The sequence below is a fragment of the Streptomyces sp. NBC_00029 genome (genome assembly GCF_045160505.1).
Classification (GTDB): Bacteria; Actinomycetota; Actinomycetes; order Streptomycetales; family Streptomycetaceae; genus Streptomyces.
Genome location: NZ_CP108292.1, coordinates 2,950,479 through 2,971,658 on the forward strand (window position 1 = coordinate 2,950,479; position 21,180 = coordinate 2,971,658).

17 protein-coding genes are annotated in these 21,180 nt (G+C 70.6%); 9 read left to right on the forward strand and 8 right to left on the reverse strand.

The genetic code is table 11. The features are described 5' to 3' along the window. The first annotated feature begins 83 nt into the window (after positions 1-83). The 6 genes from OG753_RS14105 to OG753_RS14130 all read left to right on the forward strand — a co-directional run bounded on the left by OG753_RS14105 (position 84) and on the right by OG753_RS14130 (position 11,479). Positions 84-1,487, forward strand: coding sequence for a lipase/acyltransferase domain-containing protein (locus tag OG753_RS14105; RefSeq protein ID WP_405788629.1), 1,404 nt, complete (start codon positions 84-86; stop codon positions 1,485-1,487). After that, positions 1,480-6,489: an AAA family ATPase gene (locus tag OG753_RS14110; RefSeq protein ID WP_405788630.1), complete on the forward strand. Its 5,010-nt coding sequence runs from the start codon at positions 1,480-1,482 to the stop codon at positions 6,487-6,489. Before OG753_RS14105 ends, OG753_RS14110 begins: the two co-directional genes overlap by 8 nt. After that, positions 6,486-7,187, forward strand: a complete 702-nt coding sequence (locus tag OG753_RS14115) for a CHAT domain-containing protein (protein ID WP_401703222.1) — start codon at positions 6,486-6,488, stop codon at positions 7,185-7,187. The genes OG753_RS14110 and OG753_RS14115 overlap by 4 nt, the downstream gene beginning before the upstream one ends. A gap of 110 nt (positions 7,188-7,297) precedes the next feature. After that, on the forward strand, positions 7,298-7,921 hold the full coding sequence (locus OG753_RS14120; protein WP_327266751.1) for a GntR family transcriptional regulator: 624 nt from the start codon (positions 7,298-7,300) through the stop codon (positions 7,919-7,921). 230 nt (positions 7,922-8,151) lie between these two features. Continuing rightward, entirely contained in the window at positions 8,152-10,836 is a 2,685-nt protein-coding gene (aceE, locus tag OG753_RS14125; protein WP_405788631.1) for a pyruvate dehydrogenase (acetyl-transferring), homodimeric type, read from the forward strand. A 124-nt stretch (positions 10,837-10,960) separates the two neighbouring features. Next, positions 10,961-11,479, forward strand: a complete 519-nt coding sequence (locus tag OG753_RS14130; RefSeq protein ID WP_327262145.1) for a DUF4240 domain-containing protein — start codon at positions 10,961-10,963, stop codon at positions 11,477-11,479. 74 nt (positions 11,480-11,553) lie between these two features. Here the strand turns inward: OG753_RS14130 and OG753_RS14135 are convergent, their stop codons facing one another. Further along, positions 11,554-12,324, reverse strand: a complete 771-nt coding sequence (locus tag OG753_RS14135; RefSeq protein ID WP_405788632.1) for an SDR family NAD(P)-dependent oxidoreductase — start codon at positions 12,322-12,324, stop codon at positions 11,554-11,556. 86 nt (positions 12,325-12,410) lie between these two features. Here OG753_RS14135 and OG753_RS14140 point away from each other — a divergent pair, with 86 nt between their 5' ends. After that, positions 12,411-13,067 (forward strand): TetR family transcriptional regulator, encoded by a 657-nt coding sequence (locus OG753_RS14140; protein ID WP_327262147.1) that lies wholly within the window; start codon positions 12,411-12,413, stop codon positions 13,065-13,067. 85 nt (positions 13,068-13,152) lie between these two features. Here OG753_RS14140 and OG753_RS14145 read toward each other — a convergent pair whose 3' ends face one another. Next, positions 13,153-13,752, reverse strand: a complete 600-nt coding sequence (locus OG753_RS14145) for a hypothetical protein (protein ID WP_327262148.1) — start codon at positions 13,750-13,752, stop codon at positions 13,153-13,155. Between the two features lie 141 nt (positions 13,753-13,893). Then, on the reverse strand, positions 13,894-15,303 hold the full coding sequence (gene glnA / locus OG753_RS14150; RefSeq protein WP_031148608.1) for a type I glutamate--ammonia ligase: 1,410 nt from the start codon (positions 15,301-15,303) through the stop codon (positions 13,894-13,896). A gap of 186 nt (positions 15,304-15,489) precedes the next feature. On the opposite strand from glnA, the gene OG753_RS14155 reads away from it, so the two are divergent. Continuing rightward, positions 15,490-15,957, forward strand: coding sequence for an RDD family protein (locus tag OG753_RS14155; protein WP_327262149.1), 468 nt, complete (start codon positions 15,490-15,492; stop codon positions 15,955-15,957). 106 nt (positions 15,958-16,063) lie between these two features. Here the strand turns inward: OG753_RS14155 and OG753_RS14160 are convergent, their stop codons facing one another. From OG753_RS14160 to OG753_RS14180, 5 genes are all read right to left on the reverse strand, one after another. Beyond that, a complete protein-coding gene (locus tag OG753_RS14160) occupies positions 16,064-16,762 on the reverse strand; it encodes a DUF4191 domain-containing protein (protein ID WP_327262150.1) in 699 nt (232 codons plus the stop codon). Positions 16,763-16,772: 10 nt separating this feature from the next. Then, entirely contained in the window at positions 16,773-16,970 is a 198-nt protein-coding gene (locus OG753_RS14165) for a hypothetical protein (RefSeq protein WP_030389055.1), read from the reverse strand. A gap of 367 nt (positions 16,971-17,337) precedes the next feature. Beyond that, positions 17,338-18,285, reverse strand: coding sequence for a lipoyl synthase (gene lipA, locus OG753_RS14170; RefSeq protein WP_079404752.1), 948 nt, complete (start codon positions 18,283-18,285; stop codon positions 17,338-17,340). A 108-nt stretch (positions 18,286-18,393) separates the two neighbouring features. Further along, a complete protein-coding gene (gene lipB / locus OG753_RS14175) occupies positions 18,394-19,194 on the reverse strand; it encodes a lipoyl(octanoyl) transferase LipB (protein ID WP_327262151.1) in 801 nt (266 codons plus the stop codon). A gap of 76 nt (positions 19,195-19,270) precedes the next feature. Further along, on the reverse strand, positions 19,271-19,555 hold the full coding sequence (locus tag OG753_RS14180; RefSeq protein ID WP_327262152.1) for a hypothetical protein: 285 nt from the start codon (positions 19,553-19,555) through the stop codon (positions 19,271-19,273). Positions 19,556-19,728: 173 nt separating this feature from the next. Here OG753_RS14180 and OG753_RS14185 point away from each other — a divergent pair, with 173 nt between their 5' ends. Next, entirely contained in the window at positions 19,729-21,168 is a 1,440-nt protein-coding gene (locus tag OG753_RS14185; protein WP_383205131.1) for a regulator, read from the forward strand. The last annotated feature ends 12 nt before the right edge of the window (positions 21,169-21,180 follow it).

Here is a 21,180-nt window from a genome sequence, read left to right on the forward strand (position 1 = left end):
GCGCCCTCGCCCGGAACACCCTCCGGGCGGGGGCGCCGTCGTCATACGCTGACTGGTCCAGCAACGAGTCGGCGGGGGCACGCATGTCACGCGCACGGGTGAACGATCTTGTAGTGGTACTGCCGGGCATCATGGGCAGCCGACTGGCGAACGCCGACGGCAAACCGGTCTGGGACCTGTCCGGCGGCGCCCTGGCGCGAGCACTGCGGACCGTCGGCGGCTCGGTGAAGGGGCTGCGCCTCCCGAGGGACATCGGAAACGACCACCCCGGCGACGGTGTCGTCCCCATCGGCGTCATGTCCGACGTGCACGCCCTCCCCGGACTCTGGCAGCCGGTCGACGGCTACACGGACCTGCTGGGCTGGCTGGAGCGGTCCTTCACGCTCACGCGCGGGGAGAACCTGGTCCCCTTCGCGTACGACTGGCGTTTGTCCTGCCGCTACAACGCGGAGCGGCTCAAGGAGGTCGTCGACCGCGCCCTGGAGCGCTGGCAGGACTCGGCGGCCGAGCGCCGGGACGCCCGCGTCGTCTTCATCTGCCATTCCATGGGCGGGCTGATCGCCCGCCAGTACGTGGAGCTGCTCGGCGGACACGAGACCACCCGCCGTCTGATCACCCTGGGCACCCCGCACCGCGGCTCGCTGGACGCCCTGGCCCACCTGGTGAACGGCCTCCGCAAGGGGTGGGGCCCGCTCGGCGTCGACCTCAGCGCCTTCGCCCGCAGCCTGCCCTCCCTGCACCAGCTGGCCCCCGACTACGCGTGCGTCACGGCTCCCGGAGGTCTCGTGTACGCCCGTGAGCTGACCGGTCTGCCGGGCGTCGACCCCGGGCTGCTGGCGGACGCGGCACTCTTCCACGCGGACCTGCGCCGCGCGGCGGCCGGCCGGCCCGAGCCGACCCCGCTGCACGCGATCACCGGTATCCGCCAGCCGACGCTCACCACGGCGGAGCTCTCCGGCGACGCCCTGACCCCGCTGTGGGACATCGACGGCGTCTACGAGCACGGTGACGGCACGGTCCCCCGCCTCTCGGCCCGCCCCGCGAACGCCGACTACACGGGCTACGCCGTGCCCGAGGCCCACACCCCGTGCGAGCAGCACGGCTCCCTGCAGAACAACAGGGGCGTACGGGACGCCCTGTGCGGCCTGCTCGGCCACGAGCGGCCGTTCCACCGGGGCGGGGAGGACGGCGACATCACGCTGGGCGTCCTGGCCCCCTCGCTGCCGGCCCCGGGCGATCCGTACGAGGTCACGGTCACGGTCCCGCCGGAGGTCCCCGACCACGACGCACTCCACCTCACGGCGGAACTCCGCCCGGCCGACGGCACCCCGCCGCTCTCCCGCACGGTGCGCCCCCTGGGCGAGGGCCGCTACACCGCAGCCTTCCCGGCCCCGGAGCCGGGCGCGTACCGGCTGGCCGTACGGGTGACCGCGCGCGCGGAGACGACCGTGACGGCGCTGACGGTGGTGGGGGAAGCCGGTGAGTGAGGCATCCGAGGGCATCCGGGGCACGGCCCTGGGGGTCGTGGTCGAGCGGTACGAGAAGCCGAGGTTCCGGCGGCTGACCGGGGCGACCGAGCAGATGCGGGAGCTGTGCGAGCTGCTGGAGGGGCACGGGTACACGGCGACGGTGCTGGCCGATCCGCAGTGGAACGCGATCGGTGCGCCCGTCCGGGAGTGGGCAGTGGACTGGGGGCGGGGCGGCCGCAACGGACCCGCCGTCGTGATGTGGTCCGGGCACGGCGTGCTGGACGACGGGGAGCTGCGGCTGGCGCTGTGCGACACCGAGAACGCCGAGTACGAGGGCGAGACGTTCTCGGCAACGGAGCTCACCGCGGCCGCCCTGCTCGGCAGGGCGGACCAGGTCTTACTCCTCATCGACACGTGCCATGCCGGCGCGGGCGTCTGGGAGTCCCTGCAGAAGGCCCTGAACAAGCTGTCGGCGAAGAACCTCCCCCCGGGCAGGTCCGCCTGGCTCGGAGTGATCGCCAGCTGCCGCCCCCAGGAGGAGGCGGAGGCCGCCGGCATCCTCCTCGATTCCTTCGGCCGCCTGCTGCGCGACGGGCCGCAGACGGATGCGTACCGCCACGAGTGGAGCCGCCGCAACGAGCAGATCAGCGGGAGCACGGTCATCAAGACCCTGCTCACGCAGTGGCCCGAGGAGGTCGGCCACCGTCCGCTCGAGGCCATGACCGGCCGGGACCTCCCGATGTTCGCCAATCCGCTCCGCAGGGCCGCTCCGGAGCCGGAGCTGGTGGAGCACCTGGTCCAGGCGGCTCGCGGGGCTGCCGCGACCGACGAGGGGTGGTTCTTCAGCGGCCGGCGCCGCGTGCTCGGGGACATCGTGGAGTGGATGGGAGCGGGTCGGCCCGGCCTGTTCCTGGTGACGGGGAGTGCCGGCAGCGGTAAATCGGCTGTCCTCGGGCGGATCGCCACGCTGTCCGACCGGGAACACCGAGCGAGCATCGTGGCGCACAGGCCGCTCACGAAGGACGATCCGGACCCGGGTGAGGGGTCGGTGCACGTCTCGCTGCACCTGCGGGGCTTCACCGTGCAGCAGCTGGCCGAGGCCATCGCCCGCCGGCTGAACGTGGACCCGCCACAGACCCCCGCCGCCCTGATCGACGAGGTGGAACGGGGCTGGCCCGGCTCACCGCAGCGCCTGGTCCTGGTCCTGGACGGCCTGGACGAGGCAGCACCGGAGCAGGACTTCGCGATCATCGAACAGCTTCTGGCGCCCCTGAGCCGGCTGGCGTGCGTACTGCTGGGCTCCCGGGGACGGTCCTTCCGGCCGCAGGGGGATCTCCGGGAACCGCTGGACCAAGTGGTGAACCGCCTGGTCGACGCCCGGGCCCGGACGACCGACCTGGACGACGAGGCCGGGACGGAGCGCGACATCGAGGAGTACTGCCGACGACGGCTGGCGCGCGAGCTGCCGCCCGGGGACGCCGCGACCGTCGCGGCGGGCATCGCGCAGCGAGCGGCTCCTCATGACGGCAGTTTCCTCTTCGCCAGGATGGCGACGGACTCGGTGATCAGGCATCTCACCGCATCAGGCAACGAGGAGCGGGATTGGGAGGCGGCCATTCCGTTGTCCATCAGCGCCGCCTTCACGGAGGACCTCAGGGGCGGGCCGCAACGGAAACGAGACGGCGAACTCCTGCCGTCCGCAGCCGAGGACCTGCTGATGGCGCTCGCGTGGAGCGTCGGGAACGGCATGCCGGCGCGGGGCGTCTGGGAGACGGTGGCCTCGGCGCTCGGCCCGGACGGGGTCACGTACGGTCCGGAGGACGTGGACTGGCTGCTCAACACCTACGGCCGGTACGTCGTGGAGGACAGCGACGGCGTGCAGGCGGTCTACCGGCTCTACCACCGGGAATTCGTGGCCCACCTTCGGCAGAGGAGCGAGCCGTCCGATCAGGCGGCGTATCGCGTGGCCCGTGCGCTGGTCGATCTCCTCAGGGCGCAGTCCGAGGCTTTCACGGCCCTCGAGAACGCAAACCCTTACCTCCGCAGGACATTGTCCGCCCATGCGGCCGAAGCCGGGAACGAGGGAGTGACCCTGATCCGCGAGCTCGTCGATGTCGCGGGTGAGGCGTTCCAGCCCGATCTCGCCGATGCGCTCAGGGAGGTGGCCGTCATGCTGAGCAGCGCCGGCCGACGGGAGGAGGCCCTGGCATCGTCACAGGAAGCGGCCGACCTCTACCGCGCCCTCGCCCAAGCCAACCCCGCCGATCACCTCCCCGCCCTCGCCGGCTCCCTCAACAACCTCGCCAACCACCAGGCCGAGACCGGAGACCGAAACAGCGCACTCACCACCATCACCGAAGCCGTCACCATCCGCCGCGCCCTGGCCCAAGCCAGCCCCGCCGCCTACCTCCCCAGCCTCGCCATGTCCCTCAACAACCTCGCCAACCGCCAGGCCGAGACCGGAGACCGGAACAGCGCACTCACCACCATCACCGAAGCCACCAACCTCTACCGCGCCCTCGCCCAAGCCAGCCCCGCCGCCTACCTCCCCAACCTCGCCACCTCCCTCAACAACCTCGCCAACCACCAGGCCGAGACCGGAGACCGGAACAGCGCACTCACCACCATCACCGAAGCCACCAACCTCTACCGCGCCCTCGCCCAAGCCAGCCCCGCCGCCCACCTCCCCGACCTCGCCATGTCCCTCAACAACCTCGCCAACCACCAGGCCGAGACCGGGGACCGAAACAGCGCACTCACCACCATCACCGAAGCCACCAACCTCTACCGCGCCCTCGCCCAAGCCAGCCCCGCCGCCCACCTCCCCAGCCTCGCCGGCTCCCTCAACAACCTCGCCGTCCGCCAGGCCGAGACCGGGGACCGAAACAGCGCACTCACCACCATCACCGAAGCCGTCACCATCCGCCGCGCCCTCGCCCAAGCCAGCCCCGCCGCCTACCTCCCCGACCTCGCCGGCTCCCTCAACAACCTCGCCGTCCGCCAGGCCGAGACCGGGGACCGAAACAGCGCACTCACCACCATCACCGAAGCCACCGACCTCTACCGCGCCCTCGCGCAAGCCAGCCCCGCCGCCTACCTCCCCGACCTCGCCGGCTCCCTCAACAACCTCGCCAACCGCCAGGCCGAGACCGGGGACCGGAACAGCGCACTCACCACCATCACCGAAGCCGTCACCATCCGCCGCGCCCTCGCCCAAGCCAGCCCCGCCGCCTACCTCCCCAGCCTCGCCGGCTCCCTCAACAACCTCGCCGTCCGCCAGGCCGAGACCGGGGACCGGAACAGCGCACTCACCACCATCACCGAAGCCGTCACCATCCGCCGCGCCCTCGCCCAAGAGAGCCCCGCCGCCTACCTCCCCAACCTCGCCACCTCCCTCAACAACCTCGCCGTCCGCCAGGCCGAGACCGGGGACCGAAACAGCGCACTCACCACCATCACCGAAGCCACCAACCTCTACCGCGCCCTCGCCCAAGCCAGCCCCGCCGCCTACCTCCCCAACCTCGCCGGCTCCCTCAACAACCTCGCCGTCCGCCAGGCCGAGACCGGAGACCGAAACAGCGCACTCACCACCATCACCGAAGCCACCAACCTCTACCGCGCCCTCGCCCAAGCCAGCCCCGCCGCCCACCTCCCCAACCTCGCCGGCTCCCTCAACAACCTCGCCGTCCGCCAGGCCGAGACCGGAGACCGAAACAGCGCACTCACCACCATCACCGAAGCCACCAACCTCTACCGCGCCCTCGCCCAAGCCAGCCCCGCCGCCCACCTCCCCGACCTCGCCACCTCCCTCAACAACCTCGCCGTCCGCCAGGCCGAGACCGGGGACCGGAACAGCGCACTCACCACCATCACCGAAGCCGTCACCATCCGCCGCGCCCTCGCCCAAGCCAGCCCCGCCGCCCACCTCCCCAACCTCGCCACCTCCCTCAGCACCCTCGCCAGGCTGGCCCCCACTCGCGATGCCGTTGCCGCCTACTCCACAGCAGAAAGATCACTTTCCGCGCATCCGCAAGCGTCCCGGCACCTCGCCGTCCAGCGCGCCGGCCTGGAGCTCGCGAGCATCGATGCAGAACTCGGCATCCGCAGCCTCATAGCCCTGGCGGCAGCGCCTCAGGTCTCTGGAACAACCGATCCGCCAGCCTTCGAAGCCATCCTCCGACTCCGCGCCTACCATCAGGCCGACGAGGTACAAGCGGCCCAGGTCATGGCCTTGTGGCGTGACGAAACCGGCGCTGAGCCCCCACCCTGGCTCGCCCTCCCCCAAGCCGCACTCGATCTCGCCACCGCCTGGATCAGGTGCCCCACCTGGGCGGACTCCCGCGCGTTCTGGAACGATCACGCGGATGACCTCGGCTCGGCCGAGACCACCTTGGCCCTGCAGACACTTGCCCTGGTCACACCGGTCGCCGACCAGCATCTCCGGATCACCCGCGAGGCCGCCGCCACCGGCCCGGACACCGCCTTCCGCCCCTTCCTCACGGTCGAACTCCTCGATTCCTGGATCAAGCTCCCGAACTGGCAGGAGTCCCAGGCCTACCTCGCCGACCACGAGGCGGCGCTCCTGCATGATCAGGCCCTCGCACTCCTGGGGTCCGACATCCAAACGGCCGACTCCGCCGTGCACTTCGCGCTGATCACCCTCGCGCGGGCGGACGGGATCCCCACCGCCTACGAGTACGCCGAGAGTCGTTCCGCGCTGCACGACCGGCTCCAGCAGCTCCTGAGGGCACCCGCCGCCGAGCCCGACCTCGTGCAGGCCATCGCCCTGCTGGAGTTCTTCGTCTACCAGGAGCCATTCACCGCGCTCGTCCACCTCGCCGTCGCCGGCGCCCTCAAAGGCACCTCGCCGGATCTCACCACCGCCTGGCCCCCTGCCGAACCCGCCGACCGGGACCGGGTGATCGCCGAGATCGCCACCCTCATCGGGATCCAGCCCCGGCACGCCCCGGCCCTGAGCGCCCTCATCCCGAGCATCCTGGCGGCGAGCGCTGCCCCATGACCGGCGGACCCTCCCGGATCCTCGTCGTCCAGGCGGCCTCGCCCCACGTGCACGGCTCCCCCGACACCGGCGCCGAGTTCCGGGAGATCCAGCGCAGCATCGACGGCTCCCAGTACCGGGACGCCGTCACCCTGGACAGCCTCCAGGCCGCCCGGCTCGTCGACCTGAGCGACCGGCTCATCAAGGAGGTGCCCGCCGTGCTGCACTTCTCCGGTCGCGGCACCCCCGACCGCGGCGGGCTGCGGTTCCTGACCGACGACGGTGCGGACGCCCCGGTGTGCGACCGGGGGCTGGGCAATCTGCTGGCCCAGTTCGTCGACGAGGGGCTCCGGATCGTCGTGCTCAACGCCTGCTGGACCTCGGAGCTGGCCGATCTCATGGCCGTGGCCGTCCCGTGCGTGATCGGCACCGCCGGGCCCATCGGCGATCAGGACTGCCGTACGTACTCCCGTACGCTCTACAGCTCGCTCGCGCACGGGCGTTCCGTCGGCCAGTCGCACGCCATCGCCCACGCCACGGCCGAGGCTTCCGGGGCCCACCCGGACCATCTGCCCGGCTTGCGCAGCTCGCCCGGAACCATCGCCGAAGCGGTGCACCTCATCGGCTCCGAGTTCCGTGCCCCGCCGCCCCGCGACTCCGTCAAACCACGTGGCGGGGCGCCCAGCTGGCTGGGGATCGCCAAAAAGTGGCGCTTGTAACCAGCCTCACCCAGCGTCCACGACCGGGAACGCATCCGGTGGCGCTACTCGGCCGTATTGTCTACGCATCGAAGCGATGCCTGCCCCTATCAGGAGATGAAGCCCCGATGATCACCCCACCCGTCGTGCACTCGCTGCGCGAGCAGATCCGCGAGCACATCGTGGAGGGGATCGTCAGCGGGCGCTGGAAGCCCGGTGAGCGGATCGTCGAGCGGCGGATCGCCGTCGAGCTGGAGGTCAGCCAGACCCCCGTGCGGGAGGCCCTGCGCGAGCTGGAGACCCTGCGGCTGATCGAGTCCGCGCCGAACAAGGGCGTGCGCGTGCGGAACCTGTCCGCGGCCGACCTGGAGGAGATCTATCCGGTCCGGGCCGGCCTGGAGCAGATCGCGGCCGAGCTGGCCGCGCCGCGGCTCGCGACCGACTGCTCGGCCCTGGAGCCGCACGTGGCGGCGTTGTGGGAGGCCGACCGGACCGAGGACGGGACCGCCCAGGTGCGGCACACCGTCGGGTTCCACCGGGAGATGGTGCGGGCGGCCGGGAACAGCGTGCTGCTGCACACCTGGGAGAGCCTGGGCATCGAGGTCTTCACGGCCCTGTCGATCCGCTGGCTGGGTACCGTCCAGAAGTCGTACGCCGAGGAGCACGAGGCGCTCGTCGAGGCCTTCCGCCGTCAGGATCCGGAGATCGGGCTGCTCGTGAAGCGGCATGTCCTGGGGTGCGCCCCGCGCGCTTGATCGACTGAGAGCGGGCTTGTTTGCCCCGGTTTGCCCGGCACCGCGTGCCTTTTTCTCTGGCACGCGGTGCCGACTTTCGCCGGATGGACGTTTCTTCGTCACTTTCATTTGATCGATCATCGATCAGCGATTTACAGTCGTCGCGGACCTCAACCAGGTCCACCGACCCTGTCCTGCCCGTCAGGGATTTTTTCACCACCTCTCCTTTGTCCGGAAGGCGGCGCACAGCAATGTCCGACCCCGTAGGAAAGCTTCCGAGCGAGCTCGACCAGCTCCCGGATCGCGACACCGAGGAGACCGCCGAATGGGCGGCCTCCCTCGACGCCGTCGCACAGGCCGCCGGTACGCGCCGCGCCGAATACCTGCTCCGCCGCACGCTCCAGCACGCCGAGGCCGCCGGCCTCGCCCTGCCCAAGCTGCTGGAGACGGACTACGTCAACACCATCCCGACCGCCGCGGAGCCCGAGTTCCCCGGTGACGAGGCGATGGAAGCCAGGATCACCGCGTGGAACCGCTGGAACGCGGCCGCCATGGTGACCCGCGGTTCCAAGTACGGCGTCGGCGGCCACATCGCCACCTTCGCCTCCGCCGCGTGGCTCTACGAGACCGGCTTCCAGCACTTCTTCCGCGGGAAGGAGGCCGACGGATCGGGCGACCAGCTCTACATCCAGGGCCACGCCTCCCCCGGCATCTACGCCCGCGCCTTCCTCGACGGCCGGGTCTCCGAGCAGCAGCTCGACAACTTCCGCCAGGAGTCCGGCGGCAACGGCCTGCCGTCCTACCCGCACCCCCGGCGCCTGCCGTGGCTGTGGGAGTTCCCGACGGTGTCCATGGGCCTCGGCCCGCTGTCCGCGATCTACCAGGCGCGTTTCAACCGCTACCTGCAGAACCGCAGCATCAAGGACACCGCCAACTCGCACGTCTGGGCCTTCCTGGGCGACGGCGAGATGGACGAGCCCGAGTCGACCGCCGCCCTGGCCCTCGCCTCCCGCGAGCAGCTCGACAACCTGACCTTCGTCATCAACTGCAACCTGCAGCGCCTCGACGGTCCGGTCCGCGCCAACTTCCGCGTGGTCCAGGAGCTGGAGGCCCAGTTCCGCGGCGCCGGCTGGAACGTCATCAAGTCGCTGTGGGGCTCCGCCTGGGACGAGCTGTTCCAGCTCGACACCACGGGCGCCCTCGTACGCCGCCTGCGCGAGGTACCGGACGCGCAGTTCCAGACGTACGCGACCCGCGACGTGGCCTACATCCGCCAGCACTTCTTCGGCGCCAACGCCGACCTGGTGCAGCTGGCCGGCGTGCTCACCGACGCGAAGATCGCCGAGTGCTTCCACAGCTCCCGCGGCGGCCACGAGCCCCGCAAGGTCTACGCCGCGTACAAGGCCGCCCTGGAGCACAAGGGTGCGCCGACGGTCATCCTCGCGCAGACCGTCAAGGGCTACACGCTGGGTGCCGGGTTCGAGTCGAAGAACGCGAACCACCAGATGAAGAAGCTGACGATCGACGAGTTCAAGGACATGCGTGACCTCCTTGGCCTCCCGATCCCGGACAGCGCCTTCGCCGACGGCCAGGTCCCGTACGGCCACCCGGGCGCGAACAGCCCCGAGGTCCAGTACCTGAACGAGCGCCGCGCGGCGCTCGGCGGCCCCGCCCCGGCCCGCAAGGTCAAGCACGTGGCCCTGCCCGCCCCCGCGGACCGTTCCTTCGCCCCGCTGCTCAAGGGTTCCGGCAAGCAGGAGATGGCCACCACCATGGCCTTCGTCCGGCTCGTCAAGGACCTGATGCGGGACAAGGAGACCGGCAAGCGCTGGGTGCCGATCGTCCCCGACGAGGCCCGTACCTTCGGTATGGAGTCCCTCTTCCCGTCGGCCGGCATCTACTCGCCGCTGGGCCAGACGTACGAACCGGTCGACCGCGACCAGCTCATGTACTACAAGGAAGCCAAGGACGGCCAGATCCTCAACGAGGGGATCACCGAGGCCGGCGCCATGGCCGACTTCATCGCCGCCTGCACGTCGTACGCGACGCACGGCGAGCCGATGATCCCGTTCTACATCTTCTACTCGATGTTCGGCTGGCAGCGCACCGCCGACCAGATGTGGCAGCTCGCCGACCAGCTCGGCAAGGGCTTCATCGTCGGCGCCACCGCCGGTCGTACGACCCTGACCGGTGAGGGCCTGCAGCACGCGGACGGCCACTCGCACCTGATCGCGTCCACGAACCCGGCGTCGCTCAACTACGACCCGGCCTTCGCGTACGAGATCGCGGTGATCGTCAAGGACGGTCTGCGCCGGATGTACGGCCAGACGCCGGAAGACGTCTTCTACTACCTGACGGTCTACAACGAGCCGAAGGTGCAGCCCGCCATGCCGGAGGGCGTGGAAGAGGGCATCCTCAAGGGCCTCTACCGCTTCAACACGGCGGCGGACCTGGCGGAGGCGGCCCCGGCCGCCGACGCCCCCAAGGTCCAGCTGATGGCCTCGGGCACGGCGATCCACTGGATCCTGGAGGCCCAGAAGCTGCTGGCCGCCGAGTGGAACGTGGCCGCCGACGTCTGGTCCGCCACCTCCTGGGGCGAGCTGCGGCGCGACGCGCTGGAGTGCGACGAGGCGCTGCTGCGCGGCGAGGTGCGCACCCCGTTCGTCACCCGCGCGCTGGAGGGTGCCGCCGGCCCCGTCCTCGCGGTGTCCGACTGGATGCGCCAGGTCCCGGACCAGATCAGCCAGTGGGTGGAGCAGGACTACACCTCGCTCGGTACGGACGGCTTCGGCCTGTCCGACACCCGTGAGGGCGCCCGCCGCCACTTCGGTGTCGACCCCCAGTCGATCGTGGTGGCCGCGCTGGCCCAGCTCGCCCGCCGCGGCGAGGTACCCGCGTCCTCCGTCAAGGAGGCCCGGGAGCGCTACGGCCTGTAAGGTCCCGCGCCCGCGCACAGCACGGTGAAGGCCGGTGCCCACCCCCGTCGAGGGGGTCGGACACCGGCCTTTGGCCGTATGCGCGGTGGCGGCGCCGGGGTGAACCCGTGATGCTGGAGCGGTGATGGACGAGACGGAGTTCTGGGAGATCATCGACCGTACCCGCGAGGCCGCCGACGGCGACCCCGAGGAACACGCCGAGCTGCTCGTGGAACGGCTCGCACAGCTCGACCCGGACTCCGTCCTGGACTTCGCCCGGCACTTCGAGTCCCGGTACAACCGGGCGTACACCTGGGACCTGTGGGGGGCCTCTTGGGTGCTGCTCGACGGGGCGAGCGACGACGCCTTCGACTACTTCCGCTGCTGGCTCATCGGGCAGGGGCGGGAGGTGTTCGAGGGCGGGGTGCACGATCCGGACCAGCTGGCGGAACTCCTGGGCGAGTTCGACGAGGAGATCGACGGGGACGGCGAGGAGCTGGGGTACGCGGCGGACGAGGCGTACGAGCAGCTGACCGGGGCGGTGGCGCCGGACCTGGGGATCCCGCTGCAGGCGGCGGAGCCGGAGGGCGCCCCGCTGGACTTCGAGAACGAAGCCGTGCTCGCGGAGCGCTACCCCCGGCTGTGGGACCGGTTCCGTGCTTGATCACATCACGTGAGCAGCCTGAGCAGCCTGAACTTGGGGCCTGCGCCTGAGCCTGAGCAGCCTGGACAGGCTGCTCAGTAGTGCGTGCCGCCGTCGATGCGGATCTCCGTGCCGGTGATGAAGGCCCCGTCCTCGGAGCCCAGCATGGCGACGACGCCGGCGACCGTCTGCGGGCCGGCGAAGCCCTGGCCGAGGGCCGGGGCGAGCTTGGTGAAGAGCGACCAGTCGGTGTCCTCCGGCAGGCCGGGGCCGCTGCCGGTGGTCATGCCGCTTTCGATGGAGCCGGGTGCGACGCTGACGAAGCGCAGGCCCTGCTTGCTGTACTCGGCGGCCAGCGCGTGGGTCATGGACTGGATGCCGCCCTTGCTGGCCGCGTAGGCGGACATGTAGGGGTGGGCGAAGGACGCCGAGGTGGAGCTGAAGTTCACGACGGCCGGCCGGTCGCCCGCGAGCAGCGCCGGCAGGGCCTCGCGGATCATCAGGAAGGTGCCGGTCAGGTTGACCCCGATGACCTGGTTCCAGAGGTCGAGCGTGGTCCGGTGGGTGTGCGCCGAGCGCAGGATGCCGGCGGCGTTGACCAGTACGTCGATCCCGCCGAGGGCAGCGACCGCGGTGGCCACGCCCTCCTTGACGGCGTTCTCGTCGGATATGTCGAGGAGCGCGGTGGTGAGCCGGGCCGCGTGCCCGTCGGCGGCGGCGCGGTCGGCGGTGGCCTTCAGGCCGGCCTCGCTGACGTCCACGGTGTGGACCCGGCCGCCCTCGGCGAGGATGCGGTGAACGGTGGCCTGTCCGATGCCGGAGCCACCGCCGGTGATGAGGACGCGACGTCCTTCGTAACGGTTCATGGCGCGAGCGTACCGAAGTCATGTCACGTTTTGCCATGGCGACAAAGGATGTAATTGTCGAGGTTCGCGGAGGGTACGCTTCACTCGTGAGATCCCCACGTCCGTACGCTCCCCAGGCCGGCCCCGGAACCCAGTCGCTGACCGAGCGCCGCAAGGCCGCCACCCAGCTCGACATCGCCCGCGCGGCCTGCGAGCTGTTCGCCGAACACGGCCCGGACGGCACCACCGCCGAGGACATCGCCCACCGCGCCGGGGTGGCACTGCGCACCTTCTACCGCTACTTCCGCAACAAGCAGGAGGCGGTGGCCCCGCTGCTGGCGGGCGGCGGCGACGCGTGGCGCGCCCTGCTCGCCGAGGAGCACCCCGGGACCCCGCTGGCCGAGGCGCTGGAGCGCGCGGTGACCCGGTCGCTGAGCGGACAGCAGGCGGTCGAGGAGGGCCTGGAGGTGACCCGCGGGCTGCTGCGCGCGGCGGTGGACGACCAGGCCCTGCGCGCGGTCTGGTACCGCGTGAACCAGGACTCCGAGGAGCATCTGGTCCCGGTGATCACCCGGCTGGTGGGCCCGGAGGCCGACCCGCTGGAAGTACGTCTGCTCGCCGCGGCGGCCACGGACGCGATCCGCGTCACGCTGGAGCTGTGGTCGACGACGGACGCCCCGGTCTCCGGTCCGGGCTCTCCCGCGGAACTCGCGGTCCGCTGCCTGCGCGACCTCACAGGAGCGATGCCCCTGCTCCTCCGGTAGGCCCGGAGGAGCAGGGGCATCGCATCGCATCGATCGGTTCGGGGTACGGGATCGGACCCGTGGGCCCTAGGCGTCCCGGTGGGGCTCAGCGACCACCCCAGCCGCCTCCGCCGCCTCCGCCACCCCCTCCACCGCCGCCGCCACCCCAGCTGCCGTTGCCGCCGTCGCCACCGCGACCGCCGCCGCCACCCCAGCTGCCGCCGCCGTCACCACCGCGACCGCCGCCGCCACCCCAGTTGCCGCCGCCGTCGCCGCCGTTACCGCCACGGCCGTTGCCCCAGTCGCCGTTGCCACCGCGACCGTTGCCCCAGTCACCGTTGCCATTGCCGCCACGGCCGTTGCCCCAGTCGTCGTGGTTGCGCCAGTCACCGTTGCCACCACGGCCGGAGTCGTTCCAGTTCGACCAGTCGCGCCAGTTGTGGTTGTCGCGCCAGTTGTCGTTGTATCCGCCGACGCCGCCCTGGTCCCAGCACCAGCTGGGCCGGTTGCGCCAGTCGTGGTTGCAGCAGGCGTCCCACCGGGCGTCGGAGCGGTTCGAGGGGTAGCGCCAGCAGTCGTAGCCGCCGTTCCCTCCGCCGCCACCACTGCCGGTGACGACCGAAGCCGAGGCGCTGGCGACGGGCAGCAGACCTATCGCGATTCCCGCGGCGCCCGCCATGGCTGCCGCAACGATCTTACGGCGCATTCTCATGCACCTCCGCACATGTCTCGCTTATGAGCTTTTTAGGTCATTTCCACCCTCACTCGCCCATGCGGCCCTGTCAAAGCGGAAAGGCCCCCCGCCGCTCTCCGAAGAGAGTGGCGGGGGGCCTCCCATCAGGCATTTTTAGAGGTCGAAGTACAGCTCGAACTCGTGCGGGTGCGGACGCTGCGCGATCGGGGCGATCTCGTGCGTGCGCTTGTAGTCGATCCAGGTCTCGATCAGGTCGGGGGTGAAGACACCGCCGGCCAGGAGGTACTCGTGGTCCTCCTCCAGGGCCTTGAGGACGTCCTCGAGGCTGGTCGGGACCTGCGGGACGCTCGCGTGCTCGTCGGGCGAGAGCTCGTAGAGGTCCTTGTCGATCGGCTCCATCGGCTCGATCTTGTTCTTCACGCCGTCGAGGCCCGCGAGCAGCAGCGCCGCGAAGGCGAGGTACGGGTTGGACGACGGGTCCGGGGCGCGGAACTCGACGCGCTTGGCCTTCGGGTTCGAGCCCGTGATCGGGATGCGCATCGCGGCGGAGCGGTTGCGCTGCGAGTACACCATGTTGACCGGCGCCTCGAAGCCCGGAACCAGGCGGTGGTAGGAGTTCACCGTCGGGTTGGTGAACGCCAGCAGCGACGGGGCGTGCTTGAGAATGCCGCCGATGTAGTAGCGCGCGGTGTCCGACAGGCCCGCGTAGCCGGCCTCGTCGTAGAACAGCGGGTCGCCGTTCGCCCACAGCGACTGGTGCACGTGCATGCCCGAGCCGTTGTCACCGAAGATCGGCTTCGGCATGAAGGTCGCGGTCTTGCCGTTGCGCCAGGCGACGTTCTTCACGATGTACTTGAAGAGCATCAGGTCGTCGGCCGCGGCGAGCAGCGTGTTGAACTTGTAGTTGATCTCGGCCTGGCCACCGGTGCCGACCTCGTGGTGCTGACGCTCGACCTGGAGGCCCTGGGCGTCCAGCTCGAGGGAGATCTCGGCGCGCAGGTCGGCGAAGTGGTCGACCGGGGCTACGGGGAAGTAACCACCCTTGTAGCGGACCTTGTAACCACGGTTGTTCTCCTCGGAGCCGGTGTTCCACGCTCCGGCCTCGGAGTCGATGTGGTAGAAGCTCTCGTTCGCGGTGGTCGCGAAGCGCACGCTGTCGAACACGTAGAACTCGGCCTCGGGGCCGAAGTACGCGGTGTCGGCGATGCCGGTGGAGGCGAGGTACGCCTCGGCCTTCTTCGCGATGTTGCGCGGGTCGCGGCTGTAGGCCTCGCCCGTGATCGGGTCGTGGATGAAGAAGTTGATGTTGAGCGTCTTGTCCTTGCGGAACGGGTCCAGACGCGCGGTGCTGATGTCGGCACGCAGCGCCATGTCGGACTCGTGGATCGCCTGGAAGCCGCGGATCGAGGAGCCGTCGAAGGCGAGCTCCTCGTTCGGGTCGAACGCGCGCCCCGGGATGGTGAAGTGCTGCATCACACCAGGCAGGTCGCAGAAGCGGACGTCAACGAACTTGACGTCGTTCTCCTCGATGTACTGCTTCACTTCGTCGGCGTTCTGGAACATCCAACTCCTCCTACTCCCGGCCCCGGGGCAGGGACGGGTTTTTTTAGCTCGTGGTGCGTCAGTGCGGTGCCGCACGCTGACCCGACCATAAGCAGACGGGATTTCCCAAGCATGACCCATTTGTTTCGCACAAGTTAACCAGGGTCCCGGCACAGGGCCGTGCGACGCCACGGGTACCGTGTTCGGGTGGACAACAGACAGGCAATCGGATCCTGGCTCTCCGGCCCCCGCGCGGCCGCCGAGGAGATGGGCGTCGACTTCGGCTATCCGGGCCAGCGGCTCGGCCTGCCGCAGCAGGGGCCCGGCTCGGTGGCACGGTTCGGGCGTCGGCTCGGAGCCGTCGCAATCGACTGGATCGGCTGCCAGCTGATTGCCTACGGGCTGATCACCGGCGGCAACCTGGCCGCGACGGGCGACTGGACCCTCGGGCTCTTCCTGGTTCTCACGATCCTGACGGTCGGCACCGTGGGCTTCACCCCCGGCAAGCGGATCCTGGGCCTCCGGGTGATTTCGGAGTCCGGCGGCCGCCTCGGCATCCTCCGCGTGGTCCTGCGCACGCTGCTGCTCGCCCTGGTCATCCCGGCGCTGATCTGGGACCGCGACGGCCGCGGCCTGCACGACCGGCTCGCCCGCGCCGTCCAGGTCCGCATCTAGGAACCGCATCCGGACTCCGGCAGCACGCGTACGACACAGGGGTGCCCCCCGAGCCTGCGGGCTCGGGGGGCACCCCTGTGTCGTATACGAAAATCAGGTGACCGGGTCAGCGCATCTTTCCGCCGCGCGGCATCTTCATGCCCTTCGGCATGGGGCCCTTCGGCAGCGGCATGTTGCTCATGAGGTCACCCATGGCGCGCAGCTTGTCGTTGACCTGGGTGATCTGCGGGCCGGCCAGCACGCGCGGCAGCTTGAGCAGGGTGGTGCGCACCTTCTTGAGCGGCACCTCGCCCTCGCCCGTGCCCACGATGAAGTCGTGCACCGGCACGTCCGGCATGATCCGGGCCAGCTTCTTCTTCTCGTTCGCGAGCAGCGGCTTCACGCGGTTCGGGTTGCCCTCGGCGATCAGCACGACGCCGGCCTTGCCGACGGCCCGGTGGACGATGTCCTGCTGTCGGGTCATCGCGACGGCCGGGGTGGTCGTCCAGCCCCGTCCCACGTTGTCCAGTACGGCCGCGGCCGCTCCCGGCTGTCCCTCCATCTGCCCGAAGGCAGCACGCTCGGCCCGCCGCCCGAAGACGATCGCCATCGCGAGGAAAGCCACCAGGAAGCCCAGGGCCCCCAGGTAGATCTCGTGGTCGATCAGGAAGCCGATCGCAAGAAAGACACCGAAGGTGATGATTCCCACGCCCGCGACGATCAGACCGACCTTCGGGTCCGCCTTGCGCGTCATCTTGTACGTCAGGGCGATCTGCTTCAGTCGCCCGGGGTTCGCAGCAGTCTCTGCGTTTGACTTCCTCGCCATACAGCGAAGTTTACGTGGCCTGCGGGGTTCGGGTAGCCGCAGCCTCAAGTACGTGTTCGGTTTCGACCCGGTCCTTGGCCCTCTTGCGGTCCTCCAGGACCGCCGTCCAGGCGTTGCGACGGGCCCCGCTCATCAACAGGGACTCGATGCCCCGGAAGGCGTCGGAGAAGGTCGGGATGGCAATGGCGCGTACGGGCGCGGCCTGCATGATGTCGATCCCTTTCACGATGCTCGCCCTCTGTGTGATGCGAGCGGTGTGTGCGGTGCGTGGACCAATCGTCACTGACTGGTGTTACCAGGGCATGACCGGTCGGTCAAATGTGATGTACACGTTGCAAACACTGACGCGGCCCGCCGGACTCTTCCTCGGGAAGAGCCTAGGGGCCGCGTCGGCGCGGTGTTACTCGGTAGTAACGCTTTGTGCTCGACTTCACACGTTCGCCGCAGGGACGATCACGCGGGCGGTCGGGCGATCAGACGCTCGCGCGCTTCTTCGTGCCTGCGGTCGGGCTCCGCCTCGTACCGCTCCGGCCGAGCACCCGCCCTCGTACCTCGGGCGGACCCTCAACCTGCACTCAGACTCGGCTGCGCTTCTCCATCGCCTGCTGGTAGAGGCGACCCGCACGATACGAAGACCGGACCAGCGGGCCGGACATCACGCCGGAGTAGCCGATCTCCTCGGCCTCCTTCGCCAGCTCCACGAACTCGGCCGGCTTCACCCAGCGCTCGACGGGGTGGTGGCGCGGCGAGGGGCGCAGGTACTGGGTGATGGTGATGAGCTCGCAGCCGGCCTCGTGCAGGTCCTTCAGGGCCTGCGAGACCTCCTCGCGCTCCTCGCCCATGCCGAGGATCAGGTTCGACTTGGTCACCAGGCCGTAGGCACGGGCCTTGGTGATCACCTCGAGCGAGCGCTCGTAGCGGAAGCCGGGGCGGATCCGCTTGAAGATCCGCGGCACCGTCTCGACGTTGTGCGCGAAGACCTCGGGGCGGGAGGCGAAGACCTCCTCCAGCAGCTCCGGCACCGCGTTGAAGTCGGGGGCCAGCAGCTCGACCTTGGTGTGGCCGGCCTCACGGCCCGCCGTCTGCTGGTGGATCTGGCGCACGGTCTCCGCGTACAGCCAGGCACCGCCGTCGGCCAGGTCGTCGCGCGCGACGCCCGTGATGGTGGCGTAGTTCAGGTCCATCGTGACCACGGACTCGCCGACGCGCCGCGGCTCGTCACGGTCCAGCGCCTCGGGCTTGCCCGTGTCGATCTGGCAGAAGTCACAGCGCCGGGTGCACTGGTCACCACCGATGAGGAAGGTGGCCTCGCGGTCCTCCCAGCATTCGTAGATGTTCGGACAACCGGCTTCCTGGCACACCGTGTGCAGTCCTTCGCCCTTCACCAGGGCCTGCATCTTGGTGTACTCGGGACCCATCTTCGCCCGGGTCTTGATCCACTCGGGCTTGCGCTCGATGGGCGTCTGGGCGTTACGGACCTCCAGGCGCAGCATCTTGCGTCCGTCGGGTGCGACTGCGGACACGACCGGCTCCCTGTGACTTCGATTGTTCGGCGCCCACCAGGGTACGCCCGTAATTTCATACGCTCTTACGTCGGCCAACCTATGGACGGCCGAGTGCATTCCCGAGGGCTAGGCGCCCACGGCAGGCTCTATTTCGCGGGGCCGCAGCTCCGCGTGCTCCAGTACGTCCTTCAGGTGCCGTTCGGCGACCGGCAGGACCTCGGCGATGGTGATCTCGCGGCCCAGTTCGTACGAGAGCGAGGTCACACCGGCGTCCCGGATCCCGCAGGGGATGATCCGGTCGAACCAGGTGCTGTCCGGGTTCACGTTGATCGCGAAGCCGTGCATCGTGACGCCCTTGGCGACCCGGATGCCGATGGCGGCGAGCTTGCGGTCCTCGCGGCGCTGGCCGGCGTTGGACGGAGCGTACTCGGGGCCGTTCAGACGGGCGTCGAACTCCTCGTCGTGCAGCCGCGGGTCGAACTCCAGCGACAGCCCGCCGAGCCTGGGACGCTCCTCGACCGGGTCCCCGAGCACCCACACCCCGGAGCGGCCCTCGACCCGGGTGGTCTCCAGGCCGAACTCGGCGGCGGTGCGGATCAGGGCGTCCTCCAGGCGGCGGACGTGCGCGACCACGTCCACCGGGCGGGGCAGCTTCATGATCGGGTAGCCGACCAGCTGGCCCGGGCCGTGCCAGGTGATCTTGCCGCCGCGGTCCACGTCCACGACGGGGGTTCCGTCGAGCGGGCGCTCGCTGGGGTCGGTGCGCCGGCCCGCCGTGTAGACCGGCAGGTGTTCCAGCAGCAGGCAGGTGTCCTCGATCTCGTCCGCGAAGCGGGCCGCGTGCACCCTGCGCTGTTCTTCCCAGGCCACGGTGTACTCGACGGAATCCGGGCCGAAGCCCAGATGGACAAACCCCAGCTCAGCCACCGCAGCGCCTCCTCATTGAACCTGCTGTGTGCACGTACCTCACTGAGCAAGAGTACGGCGACCCGTGCCGGCCCCTTCAGGGCCCCGGCGCAGGCTCCACGAGCGGCCACGGCAGCTGCTTCGGCCGGCGCCGTCCCTTGGGCGGCCGGTCCGGGTCCTCGTCGGCGCGCGGCAGCCGCCGGTGGCCCTCCGAGTGGTCGTTCACCCAGCCGCACACCCCGCACGCGTACCGGCCGTCGAGCCCCGCGATGTAGGTGCCGCAGCGGCGGCACTCCGCCTCGGTCAGTTCGGGCGGGGGCAGGGGTGCGGTGGATTCGGTTCGCTCCTCGGGGAGGTGCGCCCCGTGGGGCCGAGGGGTCATGGGCCGCAGCGTACGCGGGCGGAGGGGGCCGGTCCGTAAAGGGCCCTACGCATTCTGCACACGATCGGATGAATGTGGGGCAGAGAGGGCGGCATCGGCGAAGTTCGCCGCTACATTCACGCCGTTCACAGGGCCGGGACTCCGGTCCGTCACGTCAGGAAACCGTGGAGCCGATGACGGAACGACCTGCCCAGCGCGTCCCCAACCGGCAGCTCGCGGCGCTGATCGCGGAAGCCGGGTTCTCCAACGCCGGGCTCGCCCGCCGCGTCGACCAGCTCGGCCTGGAGCACGGTCTCGATCTGCGGTACGACAAGACCTCGGTCACGCGGTGGCTGCGCGGGCAGCAGCCCCGCGGAACCACCCCCGCGCTGATCGCCGAGGTCTTCACCCGCCGCCTCGGACGGCGGCTGTCCGCCCAGGACCTGGGCCTGGACGCCTGCGCGCCCGTGTACGCGGGGCTGGAGTTCGCGGCCACCCCCGAGGAGGCCGTCGACATCGCGAGCGGACTGTGGCGCAAGGACTCCGGCTCCCACGCCGAGCTCCGGAAGATCGCCTTCACCCCGGCCGGGCTGGTGGTGCCCAGCCGGGACTGGCTGATCGGGCGGGCCGACGAACGGGTCGGCCGCGGCGCCGAGCCCGCCGCGGCCCGCGTCCCGCTGCAGGGGCGGGCCTCGGTGCCCCGGCAGCGGCAGATCGACCGCGGCCCCGGGCAGCGCGTGACGAGCGGGGACATCGCCGCGCTGAGATCGGTGAGCGAGCTGTTCCGGACCCTGGACCAGGCCTACGGCGGCGGGCACGCCCGCCAGGCCCTGGTGCGCTACCTGGAGCACGAGGCCGAGCCGATGCTCCGCGGGACCTACGGGGAGACCACGGGGCGGCGGCTGTTCTCGGCCGCCGCCGATCTGACCCGGCTCGCGGGCTGGACCTCGTACGACATCGCCGCGCACGGGCTCGCCCAGCGGTACTTCGTGCAGGCCCTGCGGCTCGCGCAGGCGGCCGCGGACCGCCCCTACGGCTCGTACGTGCTGGTCACCATGAGCCGCCAGGCGGTCTACCTCGGCCACGGGCGCGAGGCCGTGCAGCTGGCCCGGGTGGCCCAGCAGGGCGTGGGCTCCGGCCCGCCGCCGGTGGTGCAGGCGCTGCTCCACTCGGCGGAGGCGCGCGGGCACGCGGTCCTCGGCGAGGTCCGCGCGTCGACCGCGTCCCTGGTGCGGGCCGAGCGGGCGCTGGGCGCGGCCCGGCCGGGGGACGACGTACCGCACTGGGCCCGGTTCTTCGACGAGGCGCAGCTGGCGGACGAGTTCGGGCACTGCCACCGGGACCTCCAGCAGTACCGGGCCTCGGCACAGCACGCGGAGCGGTCCCTGCAGCTGAGGTCGCCGGGGTACGCGCGGTCCCGGCTGTTCTGCCGGGTGGTGCTGGCCACGGCCCGGCTGGGGCTGGGCGAGCTGGACCAGGCGTGCGCGCTGGGCGCGGAGGCGGCGCAGCAGGCGATGGAGATGCGGTCGGTGCGCGCGGTCGAGTACGTAAGGGACTTCGAGCGGCGGCTGGAGCCGTACCGGGACGCCTCGGCCGTGCGGACCTACCGGGACCGGGTGGCCGCCCTGTCGTGAACCGGCGGGTCC